We start from the raw sequence: 18922 nt of genomic DNA on the forward strand, positions 1-18922 counted from the left end.
GCTCCCGCCCGGCGGCGGGCGGTGAGGTGCTGGCCGCCGGGGCGGGGGTGGGCGAGGCGGCGCGGGCGGCGGGCGACTGGGCCGCGTTCGCGACGGCGGCGCAGGCGCTGGGCTGCGGGGAGGCGTTGCTGCGGTCGACGGTGGCGTATGTGAAGCAGCGCACCCAGTTCGGGGTGCCCGTCGGCTCCTTCCAGGCCGTCAAGCACCGCCTCGCGGACACCCTGCTCGGCCTGGAGTTCGCGCGCCCGCTGCTGTACGGGGCGGCGGTGGAGCTGGCCGAGGGGGTGCCCGGGGCCGGGGCGGCGGTCGCGGCGGCGAAGGTGGCGGCGGGCGAGGCGGGGTACGCGGCGGCCCGCACCGCGCTGCAACTGCACGGCGCGGTGGGGTACACCGAGGAGCTGGACCTCGCGTGGTGGCTGCGCCGGGCGCGGCCGCTGCGCGACGCGTGGGGGACGCCGTCGGAGTGCCGGGCCCGGGTGCTGGCGGGGTGAGTGTCCCCTGAGCCGGGGACGCCTCGGCCGCCGGGCGTCGTCACTTCCGGCGTACGGTGCGCAGCGGCTGCCCCGGCCGCCAGGACTGGATGACCAGAAAGTCGCCGTCAAGACCGATGCGGACCACCTCGGTCAGCTCCGCACGGAAGAGGTGGAACGGTTCGGGCGGGGTGACCTCCTCGATGAAGCGGGCGATGACCGCCGGGTCGGTGATCTCCACGGCCCGGCCGCTGACGCGGACGTCGCCGTCCTTCATCTCGGCGTCGGGGCCCGGGTTGGCGTGGAGCGCGAAGCGCGGGTCGCGTCGCAGGTCCAGGGCCTTGCGGGAGTCCGGCATCATGCCGAGCAGCAGCTCGTCGAAGCGGAAGTCGGCCTCCAGGCCGGTGACGCGGGGCGAGCCGTCCTTCCGCAGGGTGGCCAGGACGTGGTGCTTGTAGAGCCGGAAGCGGTGTTGCACGGTGGCGGCGAAGTCGGGCTCGGCGGTGGCGAAGCCGCCCCATGAAACCGGTGCGGGCGAAGGCGATGAAGATGTCATGGGCGCTATGGAACACCGGATACCCGACATCTCCTGTCGTCATTCGGGCGCGACAGGCGGACAGGCCCCGGGACCGAGTCGGGCCGGGCGGTCCGTCGCACCGCTCCGGGCCGGGTTCTCCGGGGCCGGGCGGATGAGCCGGAGCATGACCTCGTCGTACTCCTCGTCGACGCGGCGGCTCTGCTCCACGAAGCCCATCCGGGCGTAGAAGCCACGGGCCCGCGTGTTCTTCTCGTACACCTCCAGGGTCAACGAGCCGTGCAGCGCCGCCGCGTGCTCGACGAGACGCCGGCCCACCCCCGTGCCCTGTGCTTCCGGAGCCACGAAGAGGCCGCCGATCTCGGCGTCCAGCAGGCCCAGGAGAGCCACCACACGGCCGTTCGACTCGGCGACCCAGTTCTCGGCGTGGACGAGGTAGATCTCGCGCATCTTGCGGGCGCGCTCGCCCTCGCCCTCGCCGGGGATGAAGGGATGGGCCAGGCTGCCGGCCCGGGACCAGAGGTCCATCGAGGCGTTCTCGTCCGTGGCGGCATAACGGCGGATCACGGTGCGTCCGGATACGTATGCGGGCATGCGGGTCACCGTATCCGGCGGCGGGTAACCCGTCAGCCGGATATTTCGCACACCGCCGGCCGGACGATCACTTGTCCGAGAACGTGATCAGCACCGCCTGGCCCATCGTCCGCAGGACCCCGGGCGACGCCCCGGCAGCCAGCACCGCGTCGTAGCGGTCCAGCCGGACACCGTCCGCGCCTTCCAGCACCGCGCCGTCGTCCAGCGAGAGGGCCAGCACCGCGCCGCCCGGGGGCGGCAGCAGACGGACGGTGCCGCAGACGACCGCGGTCTCCGCCCGCGTGGACGCCCTGCGGTACATGACGTTGAGGTTGACGACGGGCCCGCCCAGCAGGAAGCCGTCGGTGGGCAGATCGCCGGGGAAGTCGTGCGGCCACAACGGCTCGTCGACGATGTGGTGCTCGCCGCCCACGACGAGGTCCATGCCCGGCCCCTCGACCACGGTCAGGGTGCGGTCCACCCCGGGGAAGACGGAGAACGGCCCGTCGGCGGTGACGTCCGCGAGGCTCACCCGCCAGGCGAAGGCGTCGGCCTCCGCGCCCCCGGGGCCGGTGGCGACCTCCCGGGTGAGCCCGCCGCCGTTCTTCCAGGGCACCGGCGCACGGTCGGCGGCGCGCAGGACGCGTGCGGTCATCGGACGATCCCCTGGGCCCCGGCGGCGGCCAGCCAGGACGGGAACTCGGCGACCAGCCGGTCGTACAGTTCGCCGTCCGGGACCTTCCGGGGGTCGAGCCCGGCGTGGAAGTACCCGGCGTTGTCGACGGGCCGCTTGGCGGGGACGGGCAGTTCGTCGAGCCGGCGCAGGAAGTCGAACTGGCTGCTGCGGGTGTTGCCGAAGCCGACGAACTGCCAGAACAGCGGCAGCCGGGCGGCCTTGCAGAGGTAGCGCTCGGCGGCGAGCTTGTTGATCGGCCCGCCGTCCGTCTGGAAGACGACCAGGGCGGGCGCGGTGGAGCCGCTGTCGAGGTAGTGGTCGATGACGGCGTCCATCGCCAGGTGGTAGCTGGTCTTCCCCATGTGCCCGAGGCCCGCCACGATCTCGTCGATCCGGCCGTGGTGGTCGTCGAGTGCGATGTCGGTGACCGCGTCGACATCGGTGGAGAAGAAGACCACGGGCACCGTGCCGTCGTCGTCGAGGTTGGCCGACAGGCCCAGCACCCGGTCGGCCAGCGCCTGGACGCTGCCGTCCTTGTAATAGGGCTTCATCGAGCCGGAGTAGTCCAGGACCAGGTAGACGGCCGCGCGCCGACCGCCCAGTCCGTGCTTCTCCAGCGAGATCCCGGCGCTCTTGTAGAGGCTGACCAGGTGCGGAGCCGTCTCCTGCACCTTGGTGAGGCTGATGGCCGGGCCAGTGCCCACCACCGTGTTCACACCGTTCATGACGGCCCCCCGTTCTGCGCTCTGCGGACCTTGAGCGTAGGCCACCGCCGGGCCCCGGGCACACGGTCCCCCGTACCGGTTCGCTATCTTGATCGCCGCCGTCCCCACCGGCCCCGTTGCGCACCCCAGTGAAGGAGCCGGCCATGGAGGCCGCCGCCACCGCGTGTTACCGCCATCCGTCCTACGAGGCGTATGTCCGCTGCACCCGCTGCGACCGCCGCATCTGCCCGGACTGCATGCGTGAGGCGGCCGTCGGCCACCAGTGCGTGGAGTGCGTGAAGGAGGGGCAGCGCTCGGTGCGGCGGGCCCGCACGGTCTTCGGCGGTGCGGTGTCCGCGGTGACCACGCCGGTGGTGACGTACGTCCTGATGGCGCTCAACGTGCTGGCCTACCTCGGCGAGGTGGTCCGGCCGGAGGCCGTGGACCGGTTCGGGGTGCTGGGGGCCGTGCTCACCGGGCCGGACGGCGAGCAGTACTACTACCGGGGGGACACGTACGCCGGGTACGAGCTGACGGGGATCGCGGACGGGGCGGTGCTGGTGGCGCTGTTCGCCGTGGCCGTGGCGGCGCAGACCTCGGCGCTGACCGGCGGGTGAGGGCTCCCGGGGCGACCGGCCCCGGACGCGCCACGGCGCCCGCTGAGTCCGGTCGGGGACAGGCAGGCGCCGCGTTCAGTTCCGCACGCCGTTGTACGGGACGTCTTGAGGGGGTCCCCCGGGCCGCGTGGCCCAGGGGGAACCCGGGTGGTGCTCAGACCAGCAGGGACCGGTCCGTCGGACGGATCGGGGCCGGCAGGGCGCTGGTCCCGGTCAGGAAGCGGTCCACTCCGCGGGCGGCGGAGCGGCCTTCGGCGATCGCCCAGACGATCAGCGACTGGCCGCGTCCCGCGTCACCGGCGACGAAGACGCCGTCGACGTTGGTCGCGTAGTGCTCGTCGCGGGCGACGTTGCCGCGCTGGTCGAGCTCCAGGCCGAACTGCTGGACCAGGCCATTGGACTGGTCGGTTCCGGTGAAGCCCATGGCGAGGGTGACGAGCTGCGCCGGAAGGCGCCGCTCCGTGCCGGGCTTCTGCTCCAGCTTACCGTCCTTGAACTCGACCTCGACCAGGTGGAGGGCCGCGACGTTTCCGTCCTCGTCGCCCTCGAAGTGGGTGGTGGAGACGGAGTAGACCCGCTCGCCGCCCTCCTCGTGCGCGGAGGTGACCTTGTAGAGCATCGGGAAGGTCGGCCAGGGCTGGTTCGCGGTCCGCTCCTCGCCCGGCTTCGGCATGATCTCCAGCTGGGTGACGGAGGCCGCGCCCTGGCGGTGGGCGGTGCCCACGCAGTCGGCGCCGGTGTCGCCGCCGCCGATGACGACGACGTGCTTGCCGCCGGCGTGGATCGGGGAGACCGTGAGGTCGCCCTCCTGCACCTTGTTGGCGAGCGGCAGGTACTCCATCGCGAAGTGGATGCCGCCCAGCTCACGGCCGGGGACCGGCAGGTCGCGGGAGACGGTGGCACCGGCCGCGATGACGACCGCGTCGTAGCGGCGGCGGAGCTTCGCGGCGTCGATGTCCTTGCCGATCTCCACCTCCGTACGGAACTTGGTGCCCTCCAGGCGCATCTGCTCGATGCGGCGGTTGATGTGCGACTTCTCCATCTTGAACTCGGGGATGCCGTAGCGGAGGAGACCCCCGATGCGGTCCGCGCGCTCGTAGACGGCGACGGTGTGACCGGCCCGGGTCAGCTGCTGGGCGGCGGCGAGTCCCGCCGGGCCCGAGCCGATGACCGCGACGGTCTTGCCGGAGAGGCGCTCGGGCGGCTGCGGGGTGACGTCGCCGCTGTCCCACGCCTTGTCGATGATGGAGACTTCGACGTTCTTGATGGTGACGGCGGGCTGGTTGATGCCGAGCACACACGCCGACTCGCACGGGGCCGGGCACAGCCGCCCGGTGAACTCCGGGAAGTTGTTCGTGGCGTGCAGCCGCTCGGAGGCCGCGGTCCAGTCCTCGCGGTAGGCGTAGTCGTTCCACTCGGGGATGAGGTTTCCGAGCGGGCAGCCGTTGTGGCAGAACGGGATGCCGCAGTCCATGCAGCGTCCGGCCTGCTTGCTGATGATCGGGAGCAGCGAGCCCGGAACGTAGACCTCGTTCCAGTCCTTGACGCGCTCGGCCACGGGGCGGGTCTGGGCGACCTCGCGTCCGGTGGTCAGGAAGCCCTTGGGGTCAGCCATGGGTCGCCGCCTCCATCATCTTCTCGGTGGTCTCCTGCTCGGAGAGACCGGCGAGCTCAGCGGCGTCCTTGGCGGCGAGCACTGCCTTGTACGTGGTCGGGATGATCTTGCTGAAGCGGGCCACCGCGCTGTCCCACTCGGCGAGGAGCTTCCCGGCGACGGTGGAGCCGGTCTCCTCGTGGTGGCGGCGCACCACGTCGTGCAGCCACTGCTTGTCGGTGTCGTCGAGCTCCTCGATGGCGCCGAGGTTGCCGACGTTGACGTTGTCGCGGTTCAGGTCGATGACGTAGGCGATGCCGCCCGACATACCGGCGGCGAAGTTGCGGCCGGTCTCGCCGAGGACGACGGCCTGGCCGCCGGTCATGTACTCGCAGCCGTGGTCGCCCACGCCCTCGGAGACGACGAGCGCCCCGGAGTTGCGGACGCAGAAGCGCTCGCCGGTGCGGCCGCGGAGGAAGACCTCGCCGCCGGTCGCGCCGTAGCCGATGGTGTTGCCGGCGATGGTCGAGTACTCGGCGAGGTGGTCGGCGCCCCGGTCCGGGCGGACGATGACGCGGCCGCCGGAGAGGCCCTTGCCGACGTAGTCGTTGGCGTCGCCCTCCAGGCGCAGGGTCACCCCGCGCGGCACGAACGCGCCGAAGGACTGGCCGGCCGAGCCGGTGAAGGTGATGTCGATGGTGTTCTCGGGCAGGCCCGCACCGCCGAACTTCTTGGTCACCTCGTGGCCGAGCATGGTGCCGACGGTGCGGTTGATGTTGCGGATCGCGACCTGGGCGCGGACCGGCTGGGCGGCCTCGGCGCTGTCGGCGCCGAGCGCGTCGGCGGCCAGCTTGATCAGCTGGTTGTCGAGCGCCTTGGTCAGTCCGTGGTCCTGCCCGATGATCTGGTGGCGGACCGCGCCCTCGGGCAGTTCGGGCACGTGGAAGAGCGGGGCGAGGTCGAGGCCCTGCGCCTTCCAGTGGGTGACCGCCCGGTCGGTGTCGAGGAGTTCGGCGTGGCCGACGGCCTCCTCGATGGTCCGGAAGCCCAGCTCGGCGAGGATCTCGCGGACCTCTTCGGCGATGAACTCGAAGAAGTTGACGACGTACTCGGCCTTGCCGGAGAACCGGTCGCGCAGGACCGGGTTCTGGGTGGCGATGCCGACCGGGCAGGTGTCCAGGTGGCAGACGCGCATCATGACGCAGCCGGAGACGACGAGCGGCGCGGTCGCGAAACCGAACTCCTCGGCGCCGAGCAGCGCGGCGATGACGACATCGCGGCCGGTCTTGAGCTGGCCGTCGGTCTGCACGACGATGCGGTCGCGCAGGCCGTTGAGCAGCAGGGTCTGCTGGGTCTCGGCGAGGCCGAGCTCCCAGGGGCCGCCCGCGTGCTTGAGGGAGGTGAGCGGGGAGGCGCCCGTTCCGCCGTCGTGGCCGGAGATGAGGACGACGTCCGCGTGGGCCTTGGAGACACCGGCGGCGACCGTGCCGACGCCGACCTCGGAGACCAGCTTCACGTGGATGCGGGCCACGGGGTTGGCGTTCTTGAGGTCGTGGATCAGCTGCGCGAGGTCTTCGATGGAGTAGATGTCGTGGTGCGGCGGCGGCGAGATGAGGCCGACGCCGGGCGTCGAGTGACGCGTCTTGGCGACCCACGGGTAGACCTTGTGGCCGGGCAGCTGGCCGCCCTCGCCGGGCTTGGCGCCCTGGGCCATCTTGATCTGGATGTCGTCCGCGTTGACCAGGTATTCGCTGGTCACACCGAAGCGGCCGGAGGCGACCTGCTTGATGGAGGAGCGGCGTGCCGGGTCGTAGAGGCGGTCGGGGTCCTCGCCGCCCTCGCCGGTGTTGGACTTGCCGCCGAGCTGGTTCATCGCGATGGCGAGCGTCTCGTGCGCCTCGCGGGAGATGGAGCCGTACGACATGGCACCGGTGGAGAACCGCTTGACGATCTCGGAGGCGGGCTCGACCTCGTCGAGGGGGATCGGTGCCCGGTCCGAGGTGAAGCCGAAGAGGCCGCGAAGCGTCATCAGCCGCTCGGACTGCTCGTTCACCCGGTCCGTGTACTGCTTGAAGATGTCGTAGCGCCTGTTGCGGGTGGCGTGCTGGAGGCGGAAGACCGTCTCCGGGTCGAACAGGTGCGGCTCGCCCTCGCGCCGCCACTGGTACTCGCCGCCGATCTCCAGGGCACGGTGGGAGGCCGCGATGCCGGAGGCGGGGTACGCCTTGGTGTGCCGGGCGGCGACCTCCTTGGCGATGACGTCCAGGCCCGCGCCGCCGATCTTGGTGGCGGTGCCGTTGAAGTACGTCGCGACGAAGGCCTCGTCGAGGCCGACGGCCTCGAAGACCTGCGCGCCGCGGTAGGAGGCGACGGTGGAGATGCCCATCTTGGACATGACCTTCAGGACGCCCTTGCCGAGCGCGTAGATCAGGTTCCGGATGGCCTGCTCGGCCTCGATGTTCTCGATGAACGTGCCCGCGCGGACCAGGTCCTCGACGGACTCCATGGCGAGGTACGGGTTGACCGCGGCGGCGCCGTAACCGATCAGCAGGGCGACGTGGTGGACCTCGCGGACGTCCCCGGCCTCGACCAGCAGGCCCACCTGGGTGCGCTGCTTGGTGCGGATGAGGTGGTGGTGGACGGCGGAGGTGAGCAGCAGCGAGGGGATCGGCGCGTGCTCGGCGTCGGAGTGCCGGTCGGAGAGGACGATCAGGCGGGCGCCGTCCTCGATGGCCGCGTCGACCTCGGTGCAGATCTCCTCGATCCGCGCGGCCAGCGCGTCACCGCCGCCGCCGACCCGGTAGAGACCGGCGAGGGTGGCGGCCTTCATGCCCGGCATGTCGCCGTCGGCGTTGATGTGTATCAGCTTGGCGAGCTCGTCGTTGTCGATCACCGGGAACGGCAGCGTGACGCTGCGGCAGGCCGCGGCGGTCGGCTCCAGGATGTTGCCCTGGGGACCGAGCGAGGAGCGCAGCGAGGTGACGAGCTCCTCGCGGATGGCGTCCAGCGGCGGGTTGGTGACCTGGGCGAAGAGCTGGGTGAAGTAGTCGAAGAGGAGCCGGGGGCGCTCGGAGAGCGCGGCGATCGGCGAGTCGGTGCCCATGGAGCCGAGCGGCTCACCGGCGGTCCGGGCCATCGGCGCGAGGATGACGCGCAGCTCTTCCTCGGTGTAGCCGAAGGTCTGCTGGCGGCGGGTGACCGAGGCGTGGGTGTGCACGATGTGCTCGCGCTCGGGCAGGTCGCTCAGCTCGATCTCGCCGGTCGCCAGCCACTCCTGGTAGGGCTGCTCGGCGGCGAGGGACGCCTTGATCTCGTCGTCCTCGATGATGCGGTGCTCGGCGGTGTCGACGAGGAACATCTTGCCGGGCTGGAGGCGGCCCTTGCGGACGACCTTGGCCGGGTCGATGTCGAGGACGCCGACCTCGGAGGAGAGCACGACGAGGCCCTCGTCGGTGACCCAGTAGCGGCCGGGGCGCAGCCCGTTGCGGTCGAGGACCGCGCCGACCTGGACGCCGTCGGTGAAGGTGACACAGGCCGGGCCGTCCCAGGGCTCCATCATCGTGGCGTGGTACTGGTAGAAGGCGCGCCGCGCCGGGTCCATGGAGTCGTGGTTCTCCCACGCCTCGGGGACCATCATCAGCACCGCGTGCGGCAGCGAGCGGCCGCCGAGGTGGAGCAGCTCCAGGACCTCGTCGAAGGAGGCCGAGTCGGAGGCGTCCGGGGTGCAGACGGGGAAGACCCGGTCGAGCTGCGCCTGACCGAACAGGTCGGAGGCGAGCTGCGACTCGCGGGCCTTCATCCAGTTGCGGTTGCCCTTGACCGTGTTGATCTCGCCGTTGTGCGCGACGAAGCGGTACGGGTGGGCCAGCGGCCAGCTCGGGAAGGTGTTGGTGGAGAAGCGGGAGTGGACCAGCGCGACCGCGGAGGCGAAGCGGCGGTCGGAGAGGTCCGGGAAGAACGGCTCCAGCTGTCCGGTGGTGAGCATGCCCTTGTAGACAATGGTGCGGGCGGAGAGCGAGGGGAAGTACACCCCGGCCTCGCGCTCGGCACGCTTGCGCAGGACGAACGCCTTGCGGTCCAGGACGATGCCGGTGGACTCGCCGTCGGCGACGAAGACCTGGCGGAACTCGGGCATGGTGGCGCGCGCGCCGTTGCCGAGGAGTGCGGGGGTGACCGGGACGTCGCGCCAGCCGAGGACCTTCAGGCCCTCCTGGGTCGCGATCTTCTCGATCGTGCGGACGGCCTCGGTGGAGGCGTCGGCGGGGAGGAAGGCGATGCCCACGGCGTAGGCGCCGGCCTCGGGAAGCTCAAAAGGGGTCTCGGCGCGCAGGAAGGCGTCGGGGACCTGGCAGAGAATGCCGGCGCCGTCGCCGGAGTCGGGCTCGGAGCCGGTGGCGCCGCGGTGTTCGAGGTTGCGCAGTACGGTCAGCGCCTGCTCGACCAGCTCATGGCTGGCCACACCGGTCAGAGTGGCCACGAACCCGACGCCACAGGCGTCGTGCTCGTTGCGGGGGTCGTACATCCCCTGCTGGGCGGGGCGACCGTCCATGGGCGACCAGGCGTCGATACGCATCGGCTCTCCCGTCGTCGTCGTGGCATGTGCAGTGCCGAGGGACGACGTTGGCCCTCTGCGAAATTTCGTGCAGGTTACATGATGGGGCGCTTCTCAAGAAGCGGAAGGCTCGTTCCAGCATACGGACACCGTGGTGACCGGAAGTGACCGGACGGCCAGGGGGCGGGTCGCCGTCAAAAGGGTCGGCGCCCGGGGGGTCGCAGAGAGCAGGCGTCGTTGCCTGCGGTGCTTACGGCTCTTGCCCGGCGGCAAAGGAAACGAAACCACCGAGTAACGGCTACTTATGTGTAGCGCTGCATAGCGTCTCATTTTACGGCCGCGGAGCCGGTCGCGCCCAGTGGGCGGCGCCAAGACGTACGTCACACGGGCTGCCGCACGGCTGGGCCGTTCGGGCGGCCCGGTTACGCCGTTCGCCGGGCCGCTGCCGGATTCACCCGACCGCCACGCCGAACAGCGTGCCGAGTCCGTACGTCATCGCCGCGGCCGCACCGCCGAGCGCGAGCTGGCGCAGTCCGCTGAACCACCAGCTGCGGGCCGTCACCCGGGCCACGACCGCGCCGCAGGCGAACAGCCCGGCCAGGGCGAGCAGCACCGCGGGCCACAGGGCGCTCGCGCCGAGCAGGTAGGGCAGGACGGGCAGCAGGGCACCCAGCGCGAAGGCCCCGAACGAGGAGACGGCGGCCACGAGCGGCGAGGGCAGGTCGCCCGGGTCGATGCCGAGCTCCTCGCGGGCGTGGATCTCCAGCGCCTGGTCCGGGTCGCGGGAGAGCTGACGGGCGACCTCAAGGGCGAGCGGGGCGTCGACCCCCCGGGACTCGTACAGCGCGGCCAGCTCCGCCATCTCGTCCTTGGGGTGCTTACGGAGCTCCCGGCGTTCGACGTCGAGCTCGGCCTCGACCAGCTCGCGCTGCGAGGCGACGGAGGTGTACTCGCCGGCCGCCATGGAGAACGCCCCGGCGGCCAGACCCGCGAGCCCGGTGATCACAATGGCCTGCTGGGAGACCGCACCGCCCGCGACCCCGGTCATCAGGGCGAGGTTGGAGACCAGACCGTCCATCGCGCCGAAGACGGCGGGGCGCAGCCAGCCGCCGTTCACATCCCGGTGGGTGTGGTTGTCCCGGTGCGCCTCGTGCAGGACGGCGTCGGTCTCGATGATGGCCACGATGCACTTCTCCCCTGTGAGTACAACCCTCGACAAAGTCCAAAGTACGCCGGTCGGGCCACCGCCGCCAGCAAGGCAGGCCTGGCTTACCACCCCTCTGACCTGCGAAGAAAGGCCAGCCTCAGCTATCCGGCCGGGGTCATCCGAGTGGCTCTTTTCCCGCCGTTTCCCGCCTCCGGCGGCCCTGCGCGTGGCACAGATACGGACAGGGCCCGGATACGGACTCGCCGGACGATCGGAAGGGCGACGCGATGGACACGGCCGTCGGCAAGGAACGGGCCAGGGGTGCGCTGCTGGGCCTGGCGGTCGGGGACGCGCTCGGCGCCCCGGCGGAGAATCTGCGGCCCTCCGAGATCCGCCGCCGCTGGGGCCGGATCGAGGGCTTCGTGAGCGAGGACCCGGCGGGCACGGACGACACGGAGTACGCGATCTTCTCCGGGCTGCTGCTGGCCCGGCACGGCTCCGCGCTCAGCGTCACCCAGGTGGAGCGGGCCTGGCACCACTGGATCGCCGATCTCGACGAGGGCCCGTTCCGGGGGGCCGGGTTCAGCGAGCGCGGCACCCTGGAGAACCTGCGCCGGGGCCTCGCCGCACCGATCTCCGCCCAGCACCGGCACGCCTGGAGCGACGGGCTCGCGATGCGGGCGGCCCCCTTCGGGGTGTTCGCGGCGGGCCGCCCCGCCGAGGCGGCCCGGCTGGTGGCGGTGGACGGCCGGGTCAGCCACGAGGGCGAGGGGATCTACGGGGGCCAGGCGGTGGCGGCCGGGGTGGCGGCGGCCATGGTCGGCTCGGGCCTCGCCTCGGTGATCGCGGCCGCGCTGTCGGTGGTCCCGATGGATTCCTGGACGGCCCGCTCGCTGCGCCGGGCGGTGGCGGCGGCCCAGCGGCCCTACCCGGACCGGCTCACGATGGAGCGGGCGGTGCGCTCGGCGGTGGTGATCGCCGGATACCCGTGGACGGACCTCGCGCCGGAGGCCGTGGGCCTGGCCTTCGGGGCGTTCGCGGCGGCGCGGGGCGACTTCCGTACGGCGGTGCTGACGGCCGTCAACATGGGCCGGGACGCGGACACGACGGCGGCGGTGGCGGGGGCGCTGGCCGGGGCGCTGAACGGGCAGAGCGCGATCCCGCCGGACTGGGCGGGCGCGATCGGCCCGGTCCGGGGCAGCTGTCTGCCCTCGATGCGCGGCTACCACGTACTGGACATCGCGGAACTGCTCACCCCGGAGGACCCGGACACGGCGGACACCCCGCAGGAGCGGGGCGGCGGCCGCGAGCCCGCGGCCGTACGGGACATGGCATCGGTGGCGGCCGCCTTCGAGCCGGTACGGGAGGAGCGACGATGACGGCGCCACGCGAGGCGGGCCGCACCGGGGCCCCTACCCCCTCCCGCCGCACCCGGATCGAGGGACTGCTTCTCGGGCTCGCGGCCGGGGACGCCGCCGGGTGGCCCGCCGCGCGGCACCGGGCGGCCCGGATGCCCGAGTGGACCCGGCGGCTCACCCGGGAGCTGGACACCTTCGCCGAGCAGAACGCGACCACCACGCTCCCGGTGCCCATCGCCCTCAACCAGCCGCCCGAGCCGCTGCGGCTCGGGCCCTCCGACGACGCCGAGTGGGCCGCGTTCGCCGCCCGTACGGTGCTGGCGGCGGCCGCCGACGAGGCCGACGGCCTCTCCCCCGGGCGCCGGATGCGGGACGCGGTCGACCGGGCCTGGAACGCGCTGGCCGCCGCGGTCGCCGCCGCCAGTGCCCGGGCCCCCGAGGTCGAGGCGGCGGTGCTGCCGCTGCGGGCCCGGATCTCGGTGCGGGCCGGGCTGGGCAATCTGGCCGCCGGGCTGCGGCCGCCCGCCACCGGGCACGACAACCCGCACTACTTCGACGACGCCGCGTGCGTACGGGCCGCCGTCCTCGCCGTGGTCCACCCGGGCGACCCGCAGGAGGCCGCCGCGCTCGCGGAGTTCGACGCCCGCTACACGCAGGACGGCGACGGGGTGCACGGGGCGCGGGCCATGGCCGCCGCGATCGCCGAGGCGCTGGCCGGGGCGGACGTCGACACGGTGGTCGACGCGGCCCTGGCCCAGCTCCCCGACGGCACCGAGATCGCCCGTAACGCCGCGCACGCGGTCCGTCTGGCCCGGGAGTTCGCGGACGAGAGCGCCGGGGCGTTCGCGCTGGTCCCGGTCCTGGAACACCAGATCGTGGACCACGTCTACAGCTACGGGATCGCGGCGGCGGAGACCGTACCCGTCGCCCTCGCCCTCACCACCGCCGCCCGGGGCGAGATCGCCCAGGCGCTCCCGGCCGCCGCCTGCCTCTCCCGGGTAGCGGACTCCGCGCCCGCCCTCGCCGGGGCGCTGACCGGGGCGATCGGCTCGGTCTCCGCCGTACCGGCGGGCTGGCGCGAGGCGTGCCGGACGCTCGCCGGCTGCGCGCTGCCCCGGCTCGCGGGCACGGATCTGATCGAACTCGCCGGGCTGCTGGCAGCCACGGAACCGGCCACCCCGGGTGGACAATTCCGGCATGACGCCTACAACGGCCGTGGAACCCGCCCTCTCGGTACCGCACCCCTCCCCCAGCACGCCCGGACTCGATGACCGCATCACCCGGTCCCTCGTCGGAGCCGCCGTCGGCGACGCCCTCGGCGGGCCGGTCGAGGGCTGGACGCCCGAGCAGATCGCCGAGCGCCACGGCGGTCGGGTGACCGGGATCGTCGGCCCCTGGCACGGCGAGAACTGGCGCACCGCGCGCCCCGTCGCCCCGTACCACAAGGGCGACGGGCACGTCACCGACGACACCCTGATGACCCACGCCCTGGTCCGGGTCTACGACCGGGTCCGCGATCACCTCGACGCGTACGACATCGCCGACCACCTCGTACCGGATCTGCTCTCGCCCCGCTGGATTCCCGAGCTGGAGGCCGAGGCGCTGCCGCTCCAGCGGATCTTCCTGGCGGAGAAGTGGCTCGTGGCCCGGCTGCACTACGGGCACGTCGACCCGCGCGAGGCCGGTGCGGGCAACATCGTCAACTGCGGGGCCGCGATGTACATGGCCCCGGTCGGCCTGGTCAACGCCGGTCACCCTCAGGCCGCGTACGCCGAGTCCCTGGAGGTCTCCGCGCCCCACCAGTCCTCCTACGGGCGGGAGGCCGCCGGGGTCTTCGCGGCCGCCGTCGCCGCCGCCTGCCACCCGGACGCCACGCCGGACGCGGTGGTCGACGCCACCCTCGCGCTGGCCAAGGACGGCACCCGGTCCGCGATCGAGGCCGTCTGCGAAGTCGCCTCGCACCACGACGACTTCGAGTCCGCGCTCGCCCCGCTGCGCGCCGCCGTGGAGCCGTTCGACACCGTCGGCCCCGACTACCGCAGCCCCTCCCTCGGTGCCCGCCGCCCCTCCCGGCTGCACACCATCGAGGAACTGCCCGTCGCACTGGGCATGCTGCTGGTCGGCGGTGGCGACTACCGGCGTACGGTGCTCGGTTCGGTCAACTACGGGCGGGACTGCGACTCCATCGCCACGATGAGCGGCGCCATCGCGGGCGCGCTCGGCAGCGAGGTGCCCGCCGACTGGGCGGCCACGGTCGCGGAGGCGAGCCGACTGGACCTGGAGGCCCCGGCCCGGACGCTGGCCCAGGTCGCCCGGGAGGTCTTCGCCCGGGACGTGGAGCGCCGTCGGGCCCACGAAGAGGCGTTCACCGCGCTGGCCGGTGAGTGGTGAGCGTCCGGCTGACCTGGGTGCAGCCCGAGGACCTGGTCGGGCACGAGTTGCGGCAGGCCGCGCAGGACGGCCGGGACGCCCGGGAGATCGAGGAGCGCTGGTACGCGGCCGGGGGCGGCCCCGCCCCGGACCGCGCGGGCGCGTCCGAGCCGCCCGCACCACCCCGGCTGCGGGCGCTGGCCGGTGAGATCCTGGACGAACTCGCCCTGCTGGAGTCGCCGTTGGCGGCCGATGAGCCGACCGCGCTGGACGAGATCGTGGCCGCCTGCCCGCACTGGCCGGGCGGGCCCGAGGCCGCACCCGTCGTCGGGCGGGACCGGCTGCACGCCGCCTGGCTCGGCCGGGCGGCGGGCTGCCTGCTCGGCAAACCGGTCGAGAAGCTGCCGCTGACCGGCATCCGCGCGCTCGCCCGCCCCACCGGCAACTGGCCGCTCACCACCTGGTTCAGCGCGCGCGGGGTGCCCCCCGAACTGCTGGCCGCCCACCCCTGGAACCGCCGCTCGGCCCCCACCTCCCTCGCCGAGAACATCGACGGGATGCCGGAGGACGACGACCTCAACCACCCCCTGCTCACTCTCCTGCTGCTCCAGCGGCACGGACACGCCTTCACCACCGCCGACCTGGCCCGCCTCTGGCTCGACGCGCTCCCGGCCGGGCGCGCCTTCACCGCCGAGCGCATCGCGTACGGCAACCTCCTCGCGGGCGTCGAACCGCCGGAGACGGCCCGCCGCCGCAACCCGTTCCGCGAGTGGATCGGCGCCCAGATCCGGGCCGACGTACACGGCTGGACCCACCCCGGCGACCCGGCCGGGGCCGCCGCCCAGGCCCACCGCGACGCGGTCCTCACCCACACCGCCAACGGGGTGTACGGCGCGATGTTCACCGCGGCCGCGCTCGCTGTGGCGGCGGGCGGCGAGAGCGATGTGCACGGCTGTCTGGCCGCCGGGCTGCGGGTGGTGCCGCCGCACTCGCGGTACGCCCGAGCGATCCGCCTCGGCATCGAAACCGCCCGCACGGAAAGGGAGTTCGACGTCGTCGTGGACCGGCTGCACGACACGTACGCCGACACCCACCACTGGGTCCATGTGCTGCCGAACGCCGCCCTGCTCGCCGCCGCCCTCACCCACGCCGACGGCGACTTCACCCGGTCGATCGGCAGTGCGGTCTCCGGCGGCTGGGACACCGACTCCAACGGGGCCACCGCGGGCTCGCTCGCCGGGCTCCTCGCCGGCGCCCCGGACGCCCTGCCCGAGCACTGGACCGCCCCGCTGAAGAACCGCCTCGCCACCTCCGTACCCGGCTTCGACCAGGTCGGGTTCGACACCCTCGCCGCACTGACCCACCAGGAGGCTCTGCGCCCATGACCCGCATCGCGGTGCTCGGCAGCACCAATATGGACCTCGTCGTCTACACGGCCCGCGCCCCGGAGCGCGGCGAGACAGTCACCGGCCGGGAGTTCCGGACGGTTCCCGGCGGCAAGGGCGCCAACCAGGCCGTGGCCGCCGCCCGCGCGGGCGGCGAGGTGACGATGATCGGCGCGGTCGGCGACGACGCGTACGGCGCCCAGCTGCGCGACGGCCTCGAACACGCGGGGGTCGACACCGACCTCCTGCACACCGCCGAGGGCCCCAGCGGCACCGCGCACATCGTGGTCGACGACGCCGGGTCCAACGCCATCGTGGTGATCCCCGGCGCGAACGGGGTCCTCACCGCGCTCGGGCCCGGGGAGATCGCGGCGATCGCCGCGTCCGAGCTCCTGCTGATGCAGCTCGAACTGCCGCTGTCCGCGGTCGTGGAGGGCGCCCGCGCCGCCCGCTCCCAGGGCGTGCGGACCCTCCTCACCCCCTCCCCCGTGCAGCCGCTGCCCGAGGAACTCCTCGACCACATCGATCTGCTGATCCCGAACGAGCACGAGGCCGCCGCGCTCTCCGGGCAGGCCGAACCGCACGCCGCCGCCCAGATCCTGCTGCGGCAGGTGCCCGAGGTCATCGTCACGCTCGGCGCGAAGGGCTGCCTGTACGCGGCCCGGGGCGGCGAGCCGGTGCTCTTCGAGGCGCCCGAGGTGAAGGCCGTCGACACGACCGGGGCCGGGGACACCTTCGTCGGGACGCTGGCGGTGGCGCTCGGCGAGAAGCGGCCCGTCGCCGAGGCGCTGGCCTTCGCGTCCTCGGCCGCCGCGCTCTGCGTCCAGAAACCGGGCGCGTCCACGTCCATGCCGTACCGGAGCGAGATCGAGGCCGAGTCCGTATGAGTACGACAGCAGGACCCCTGACCGGGCTGAAGGTCATCGACCTCGCCACCCTCTTCGCCGGACCGCTCGCCGCCACCGTGCTCGGGGACTTCGGCGCCGATGTGATCAAGGTCGAGCACCCCCGTAAACCGGACCCCTCGCGCGGGCACGGGCCCGCCAAGGACGGTGTGGGCCTGTGGTGGAAGCTGCTCGGCCGCAACAAGCGCACCCTCACCCTCGACCTGTCCGCGCCCGGCGGCCGGGACGTGGCTCTCCAGCTGGCTGCCGAGACCGACGTGATCATCGAGAACTTCCGGCCGGGGACGCTGGAGCGCTGGGGGCTCGGCCCCGAGGAACTGCACGCCGTCAACCCGCGCCTGGTGCTGGCCCGGGTCACCGGCTTCGGCCAGTTCGGGCCGTACGCCCACCGCCCCGGATTCGGGACGCTGGCCGAGGCGATGAGCGGGTTCGCGGCGATCACCGGGGAGCCGGACGGGCCGCCGACGCTGCCGCCGTTCGGGCTGGCGGACTCGATCGCGGCACTGGCCGCGGCGTACGCGGTGATGGCCGCGCTCGCCGGGCGGGAGAAGACCGGCGAGGGGCAGGTGGTGGACCTGGCGATCATCGAGCCGATCCTCACCGTGCTGGGCCCGCATCCGCTCTGGTACGACCAGCTCGGTTACGTCCAGCCGCGCACCGGCAACCGCTCCCGCAACAACGCCCCGCGCAACACCTACCGCACCGCCGACGGCCACTGGGTCGCGGTCTCCACCTCCGCCCAGTCCGTCGCGGAGCGGGTGATGCGCCTGGTCGGCCGCCCGGACCTGATCGAGGAGCCCTGGTTCGGAGCGGGCACCACCCGGGCCGAGCACACCGAGGAGCTGGACGAGGCGGTCGGCCACTGGATCTCCCGCCACAGCCGCGAAGAGGTCCTGAACGGCTTCGAGAAGGCGGAGGCGGCCGTCGCGCCGATCCATGACGTACGGGAGGTGATGGAGGACCCGCAGTACCGGGCACTGGGCACGCTCACGGAGGTCGACGATCCGGAGCTGGGGCCGCTGCGGATGCAGAACGTGCTCTTCCGGCTCTCCGGGACGCCGGGCGGGATCCGCTGGGCGGGCCGCCCGCACGGCGCGGACACCGACGACATCCTCGCCGGGCTCGGCCTCTCGGAGAACCGGATCGCGGCGCTGCGGGCCCAAGGGGCGCTGTGACCGGCCACGGCACCCCGGTCCCCCCGCTGACCTGGCTGTACGTCCCCGGGGACCGGCCGGAGATGGTGGCCAAGGCGCTGGGCTGCGGGGCGGACGTGGTGATCGTCGACCTGGAGGACGCGGTCGCCCCCGACCGCAAGGAGTACGCGCGCGCCGCCACCGCCGAGCTGCTCGCGGACCAGGTCACGGCGGCCCCGGACGCGGTGCCGGTGCATGTCCGGGTGCACGGCGAGGACGACGTCCGGGCGCTGGCGGGGCTCCCGGGCCTCTCCGGGTTCCGGCTGCCGAAGATCACCCACGCGGTCTCGGTGCACCACGTGGCGGCGGTGGCCCCGGGCGTACCGCTGTATCCGCTGCTGGAGTCGGCGCTGGCGATCGAGCACGCGTACTCGATCGCCAGCGCCCATCACGACGTACGGGGCATCGCCCTGGGTGAGGCGGATCTCCGGGCCGATCTGGGCGTACGGGAGGACGCCGGGCTCGACTGGCCGCGCAGCCGGGCCGTGGTCGCGGCCCGGGCGGCCGCGCTGCCGCCGCCCGCCCAGTCGGTGTTCCCGGACGTCCGGGACCTGGACGGGCTGTGGGCGTCGTGCGTACGGGGGCGGGGGCTCGGGCTGCTGGGGCGGGCGGCGATCCATCCGCGCCAGCTGGAGACGATCGAGCGGGCGTTCCGGCCGACGGCCGAGGAGATCGAGGCGGCCGAGCAGATCATGGCGGCGTCCGCCGTGGAGGCGGGCGCGCTGGCGCTGCCGGACGGCCGGTTCGTGGACGCTGCCGTGGTGGCGTCGGCCCGCCGCACACTGGCGATCGCCGGGCGGTCCTGAGGTCTGTCCTCGGGTCCGCCCGGCGATCGGGGGGGTG

At 73.2% G+C, this 18922-nt stretch carries 15 protein-coding genes and 1 pseudogene; 9 read left to right on the forward strand and 7 right to left on the reverse strand.

Going from position 1 to position 18922, the window contains the following annotated elements; genetic code table 11:
* The coding region (locus CIB93_RS32180; RefSeq protein WP_257002453.1) for an acyl-CoA dehydrogenase family protein at positions 1–491 on the forward strand (491 nt) is incomplete at its 5' end.
* Between the two features lie 40 nt (positions 492–531).
* Here CIB93_RS32180 and CIB93_RS32185 read toward each other — a convergent pair.
* The 4 genes from CIB93_RS32185 to CIB93_RS32200 all read right to left on the reverse strand — a co-directional run bounded on the left by CIB93_RS32185 (position 532) and on the right by CIB93_RS32200 (position 2979).
* On the reverse strand, positions 532–1026 hold the full coding sequence (locus CIB93_RS32185; RefSeq protein WP_096632055.1) for a pyridoxamine 5'-phosphate oxidase family protein: 495 nt from the start codon (positions 1024–1026) through the stop codon (positions 532–534).
* A 39-nt stretch (positions 1027–1065) separates the two neighbouring features.
* Positions 1066–1599, reverse strand: coding sequence for a GNAT family N-acetyltransferase (locus CIB93_RS32190; protein ID WP_257002454.1), 534 nt, complete (start codon positions 1597–1599; stop codon positions 1066–1068).
* 67 nt (positions 1600–1666) lie between these two features.
* Entirely contained in the window at positions 1667–2233 is a 567-nt protein-coding gene (locus CIB93_RS32195) for a HutD family protein (RefSeq protein WP_096632057.1), read from the reverse strand.
* Positions 2230–2979 carry a VWA domain-containing protein gene (locus tag CIB93_RS32200; RefSeq protein ID WP_096632059.1) on the reverse strand — a complete coding sequence of 250 codons (750 nt, stop codon included), beginning with the start codon at positions 2977–2979 and terminating at the stop codon, positions 2230–2232. Before CIB93_RS32200 ends, CIB93_RS32195 begins: the two co-directional genes overlap by 4 nt.
* 143 nt (positions 2980–3122) lie before the next feature.
* On the opposite strand from CIB93_RS32200, the pseudogene CIB93_RS32205 reads away from it, so the two are divergent.
* Positions 3123–3509 (forward strand): annotated as a pseudogene (locus tag CIB93_RS32205) (B-box zinc finger protein); the annotation flags it as partial.
* A gap of 220 nt (positions 3510–3729) precedes the next feature.
* On the opposite strand, the gene CIB93_RS32210 reads toward CIB93_RS32205, so the two are convergent.
* The 3 genes from CIB93_RS32210 to CIB93_RS32220 all read right to left on the reverse strand — a co-directional run bounded on the left by CIB93_RS32210 (position 3730) and on the right by CIB93_RS32220 (position 10904).
* Positions 3730–5190 carry a glutamate synthase subunit beta gene (locus CIB93_RS32210; RefSeq protein ID WP_096632060.1) on the reverse strand — a complete coding sequence of 487 codons (1461 nt, stop codon included), beginning with the start codon at positions 5188–5190 and terminating at the stop codon, positions 3730–3732.
* Positions 5183–9742 (reverse strand): glutamate synthase large subunit, encoded by a 4560-nt coding sequence (gltB, locus tag CIB93_RS32215; RefSeq protein ID WP_096632062.1) that lies wholly within the window; start codon positions 9740–9742, stop codon positions 5183–5185. The genes CIB93_RS32210 and gltB overlap by 8 nt, the downstream gene beginning before the upstream one ends.
* Before the next feature lie 430 nt (positions 9743–10172).
* Positions 10173–10904: a VIT1/CCC1 transporter family protein gene (locus tag CIB93_RS32220; RefSeq protein ID WP_096632064.1), complete on the reverse strand. Its 732-nt coding sequence runs from the start codon at positions 10902–10904 to the stop codon at positions 10173–10175.
* Positions 10905–11155: 251 nt separating this feature from the next.
* On the opposite strand from CIB93_RS32220, the gene CIB93_RS32225 reads away from it, so the two are divergent.
* Genes CIB93_RS32225 through CIB93_RS32255 form a run of 7 tightly spaced genes read left to right on the forward strand, consistent with a single transcriptional unit; the run spans position 11156 to position 18885 of the window.
* Positions 11156–12247, forward strand: a complete 1092-nt coding sequence (locus CIB93_RS32225; RefSeq protein ID WP_096632065.1) for an ADP-ribosylglycohydrolase family protein — start codon at positions 11156–11158, stop codon at positions 12245–12247.
* Positions 12244–13497, forward strand: a complete 1254-nt coding sequence (locus tag CIB93_RS32230) for an ADP-ribosylglycohydrolase family protein (protein WP_096632067.1) — start codon at positions 12244–12246, stop codon at positions 13495–13497. The genes CIB93_RS32225 and CIB93_RS32230 overlap by 4 nt, the downstream gene beginning before the upstream one ends.
* Entirely contained in the window at positions 13424–14617 is a 1194-nt protein-coding gene (locus CIB93_RS32235; RefSeq protein WP_096632068.1) for an ADP-ribosylglycohydrolase family protein, read from the forward strand. Before CIB93_RS32230 ends, CIB93_RS32235 begins: the two co-directional genes overlap by 74 nt.
* Entirely contained in the window at positions 14614–15981 is a 1368-nt protein-coding gene (locus CIB93_RS32240; protein ID WP_096632094.1) for an ADP-ribosylglycohydrolase family protein, read from the forward strand. The genes CIB93_RS32235 and CIB93_RS32240 overlap by 4 nt, the downstream gene beginning before the upstream one ends.
* Complete coding sequence (gene rbsK, locus CIB93_RS32245; RefSeq protein ID WP_096632070.1) at positions 15978–16868, forward strand: ribokinase; 891 nt, start codon at positions 15978–15980, stop codon at positions 16866–16868. The genes CIB93_RS32240 and rbsK overlap by 4 nt, the downstream gene beginning before the upstream one ends.
* Positions 16865–18061 (forward strand): CaiB/BaiF CoA-transferase family protein, encoded by a 1197-nt coding sequence (locus CIB93_RS32250; protein ID WP_096632072.1) that lies wholly within the window; start codon positions 16865–16867, stop codon positions 18059–18061. Before rbsK ends, CIB93_RS32250 begins: the two co-directional genes overlap by 4 nt.
* Positions 18058–18885 (forward strand): CoA ester lyase, encoded by an 828-nt coding sequence (locus tag CIB93_RS32255; RefSeq protein WP_096632073.1) that lies wholly within the window; start codon positions 18058–18060, stop codon positions 18883–18885. Before CIB93_RS32250 ends, CIB93_RS32255 begins: the two co-directional genes overlap by 4 nt.
* Positions 18886–18922 lie beyond the last annotated feature (37 nt).

The organism is Streptomyces sp. WZ.A104, assembly GCF_002382885.1.
Classification (GTDB): Bacteria; Actinomycetota; Actinomycetes; order Streptomycetales; family Streptomycetaceae; genus Streptomyces.

Coding starts and splice junctions, on each gene's coding strand:
- CIB93_RS32195 (WP_096632057.1), bottom strand. CDS start 2,233: ATGACCGCACGCGTCCTGCGCGCCGCCGACCGTGCGCCGGTGCCCTGG.
- CIB93_RS32250 (WP_096632072.1), top strand. CDS start 16,865: ATGAGTACGACAGCAGGACCCCTGACCGGGCTGAAGGTCATCGACCTC.
- CIB93_RS32225 (WP_096632065.1), top strand. CDS start 11,156: ATGGACACGGCCGTCGGCAAGGAACGGGCCAGGGGTGCGCTGCTGGGC.
- CIB93_RS32200 (WP_096632059.1), bottom strand. CDS start 2,979: ATGAACGGTGTGAACACGGTGGTGGGCACTGGCCCGGCCATCAGCCTC.
- CIB93_RS32190 (WP_257002454.1), bottom strand. CDS start 1,599: ATGCCCGCATACGTATCCGGACGCACCGTGATCCGCCGTTATGCCGCC.
- CIB93_RS32210 (WP_096632060.1), bottom strand. CDS start 5,190: ATGGCTGACCCCAAGGGCTTCCTGACCACCGGACGCGAGGTCGCCCAG.
- CIB93_RS32185 (WP_096632055.1), bottom strand. CDS start 1,026: ATGACATCTTCATCGCCTTCGCCCGCACCGGTTTCATGGGGCGGCTTC.
- rbsK (WP_096632070.1), top strand. CDS start 15,978: ATGACCCGCATCGCGGTGCTCGGCAGCACCAATATGGACCTCGTCGTC.
- CIB93_RS32230 (WP_096632067.1), top strand. CDS start 12,244: ATGACGGCGCCACGCGAGGCGGGCCGCACCGGGGCCCCTACCCCCTCC.
- CIB93_RS32235 (WP_096632068.1), top strand. CDS start 13,424: ATGACGCCTACAACGGCCGTGGAACCCGCCCTCTCGGTACCGCACCCC.
- gltB (WP_096632062.1), bottom strand. CDS start 9,742: ATGCGTATCGACGCCTGGTCGCCCATGGACGGTCGCCCCGCCCAGCAG.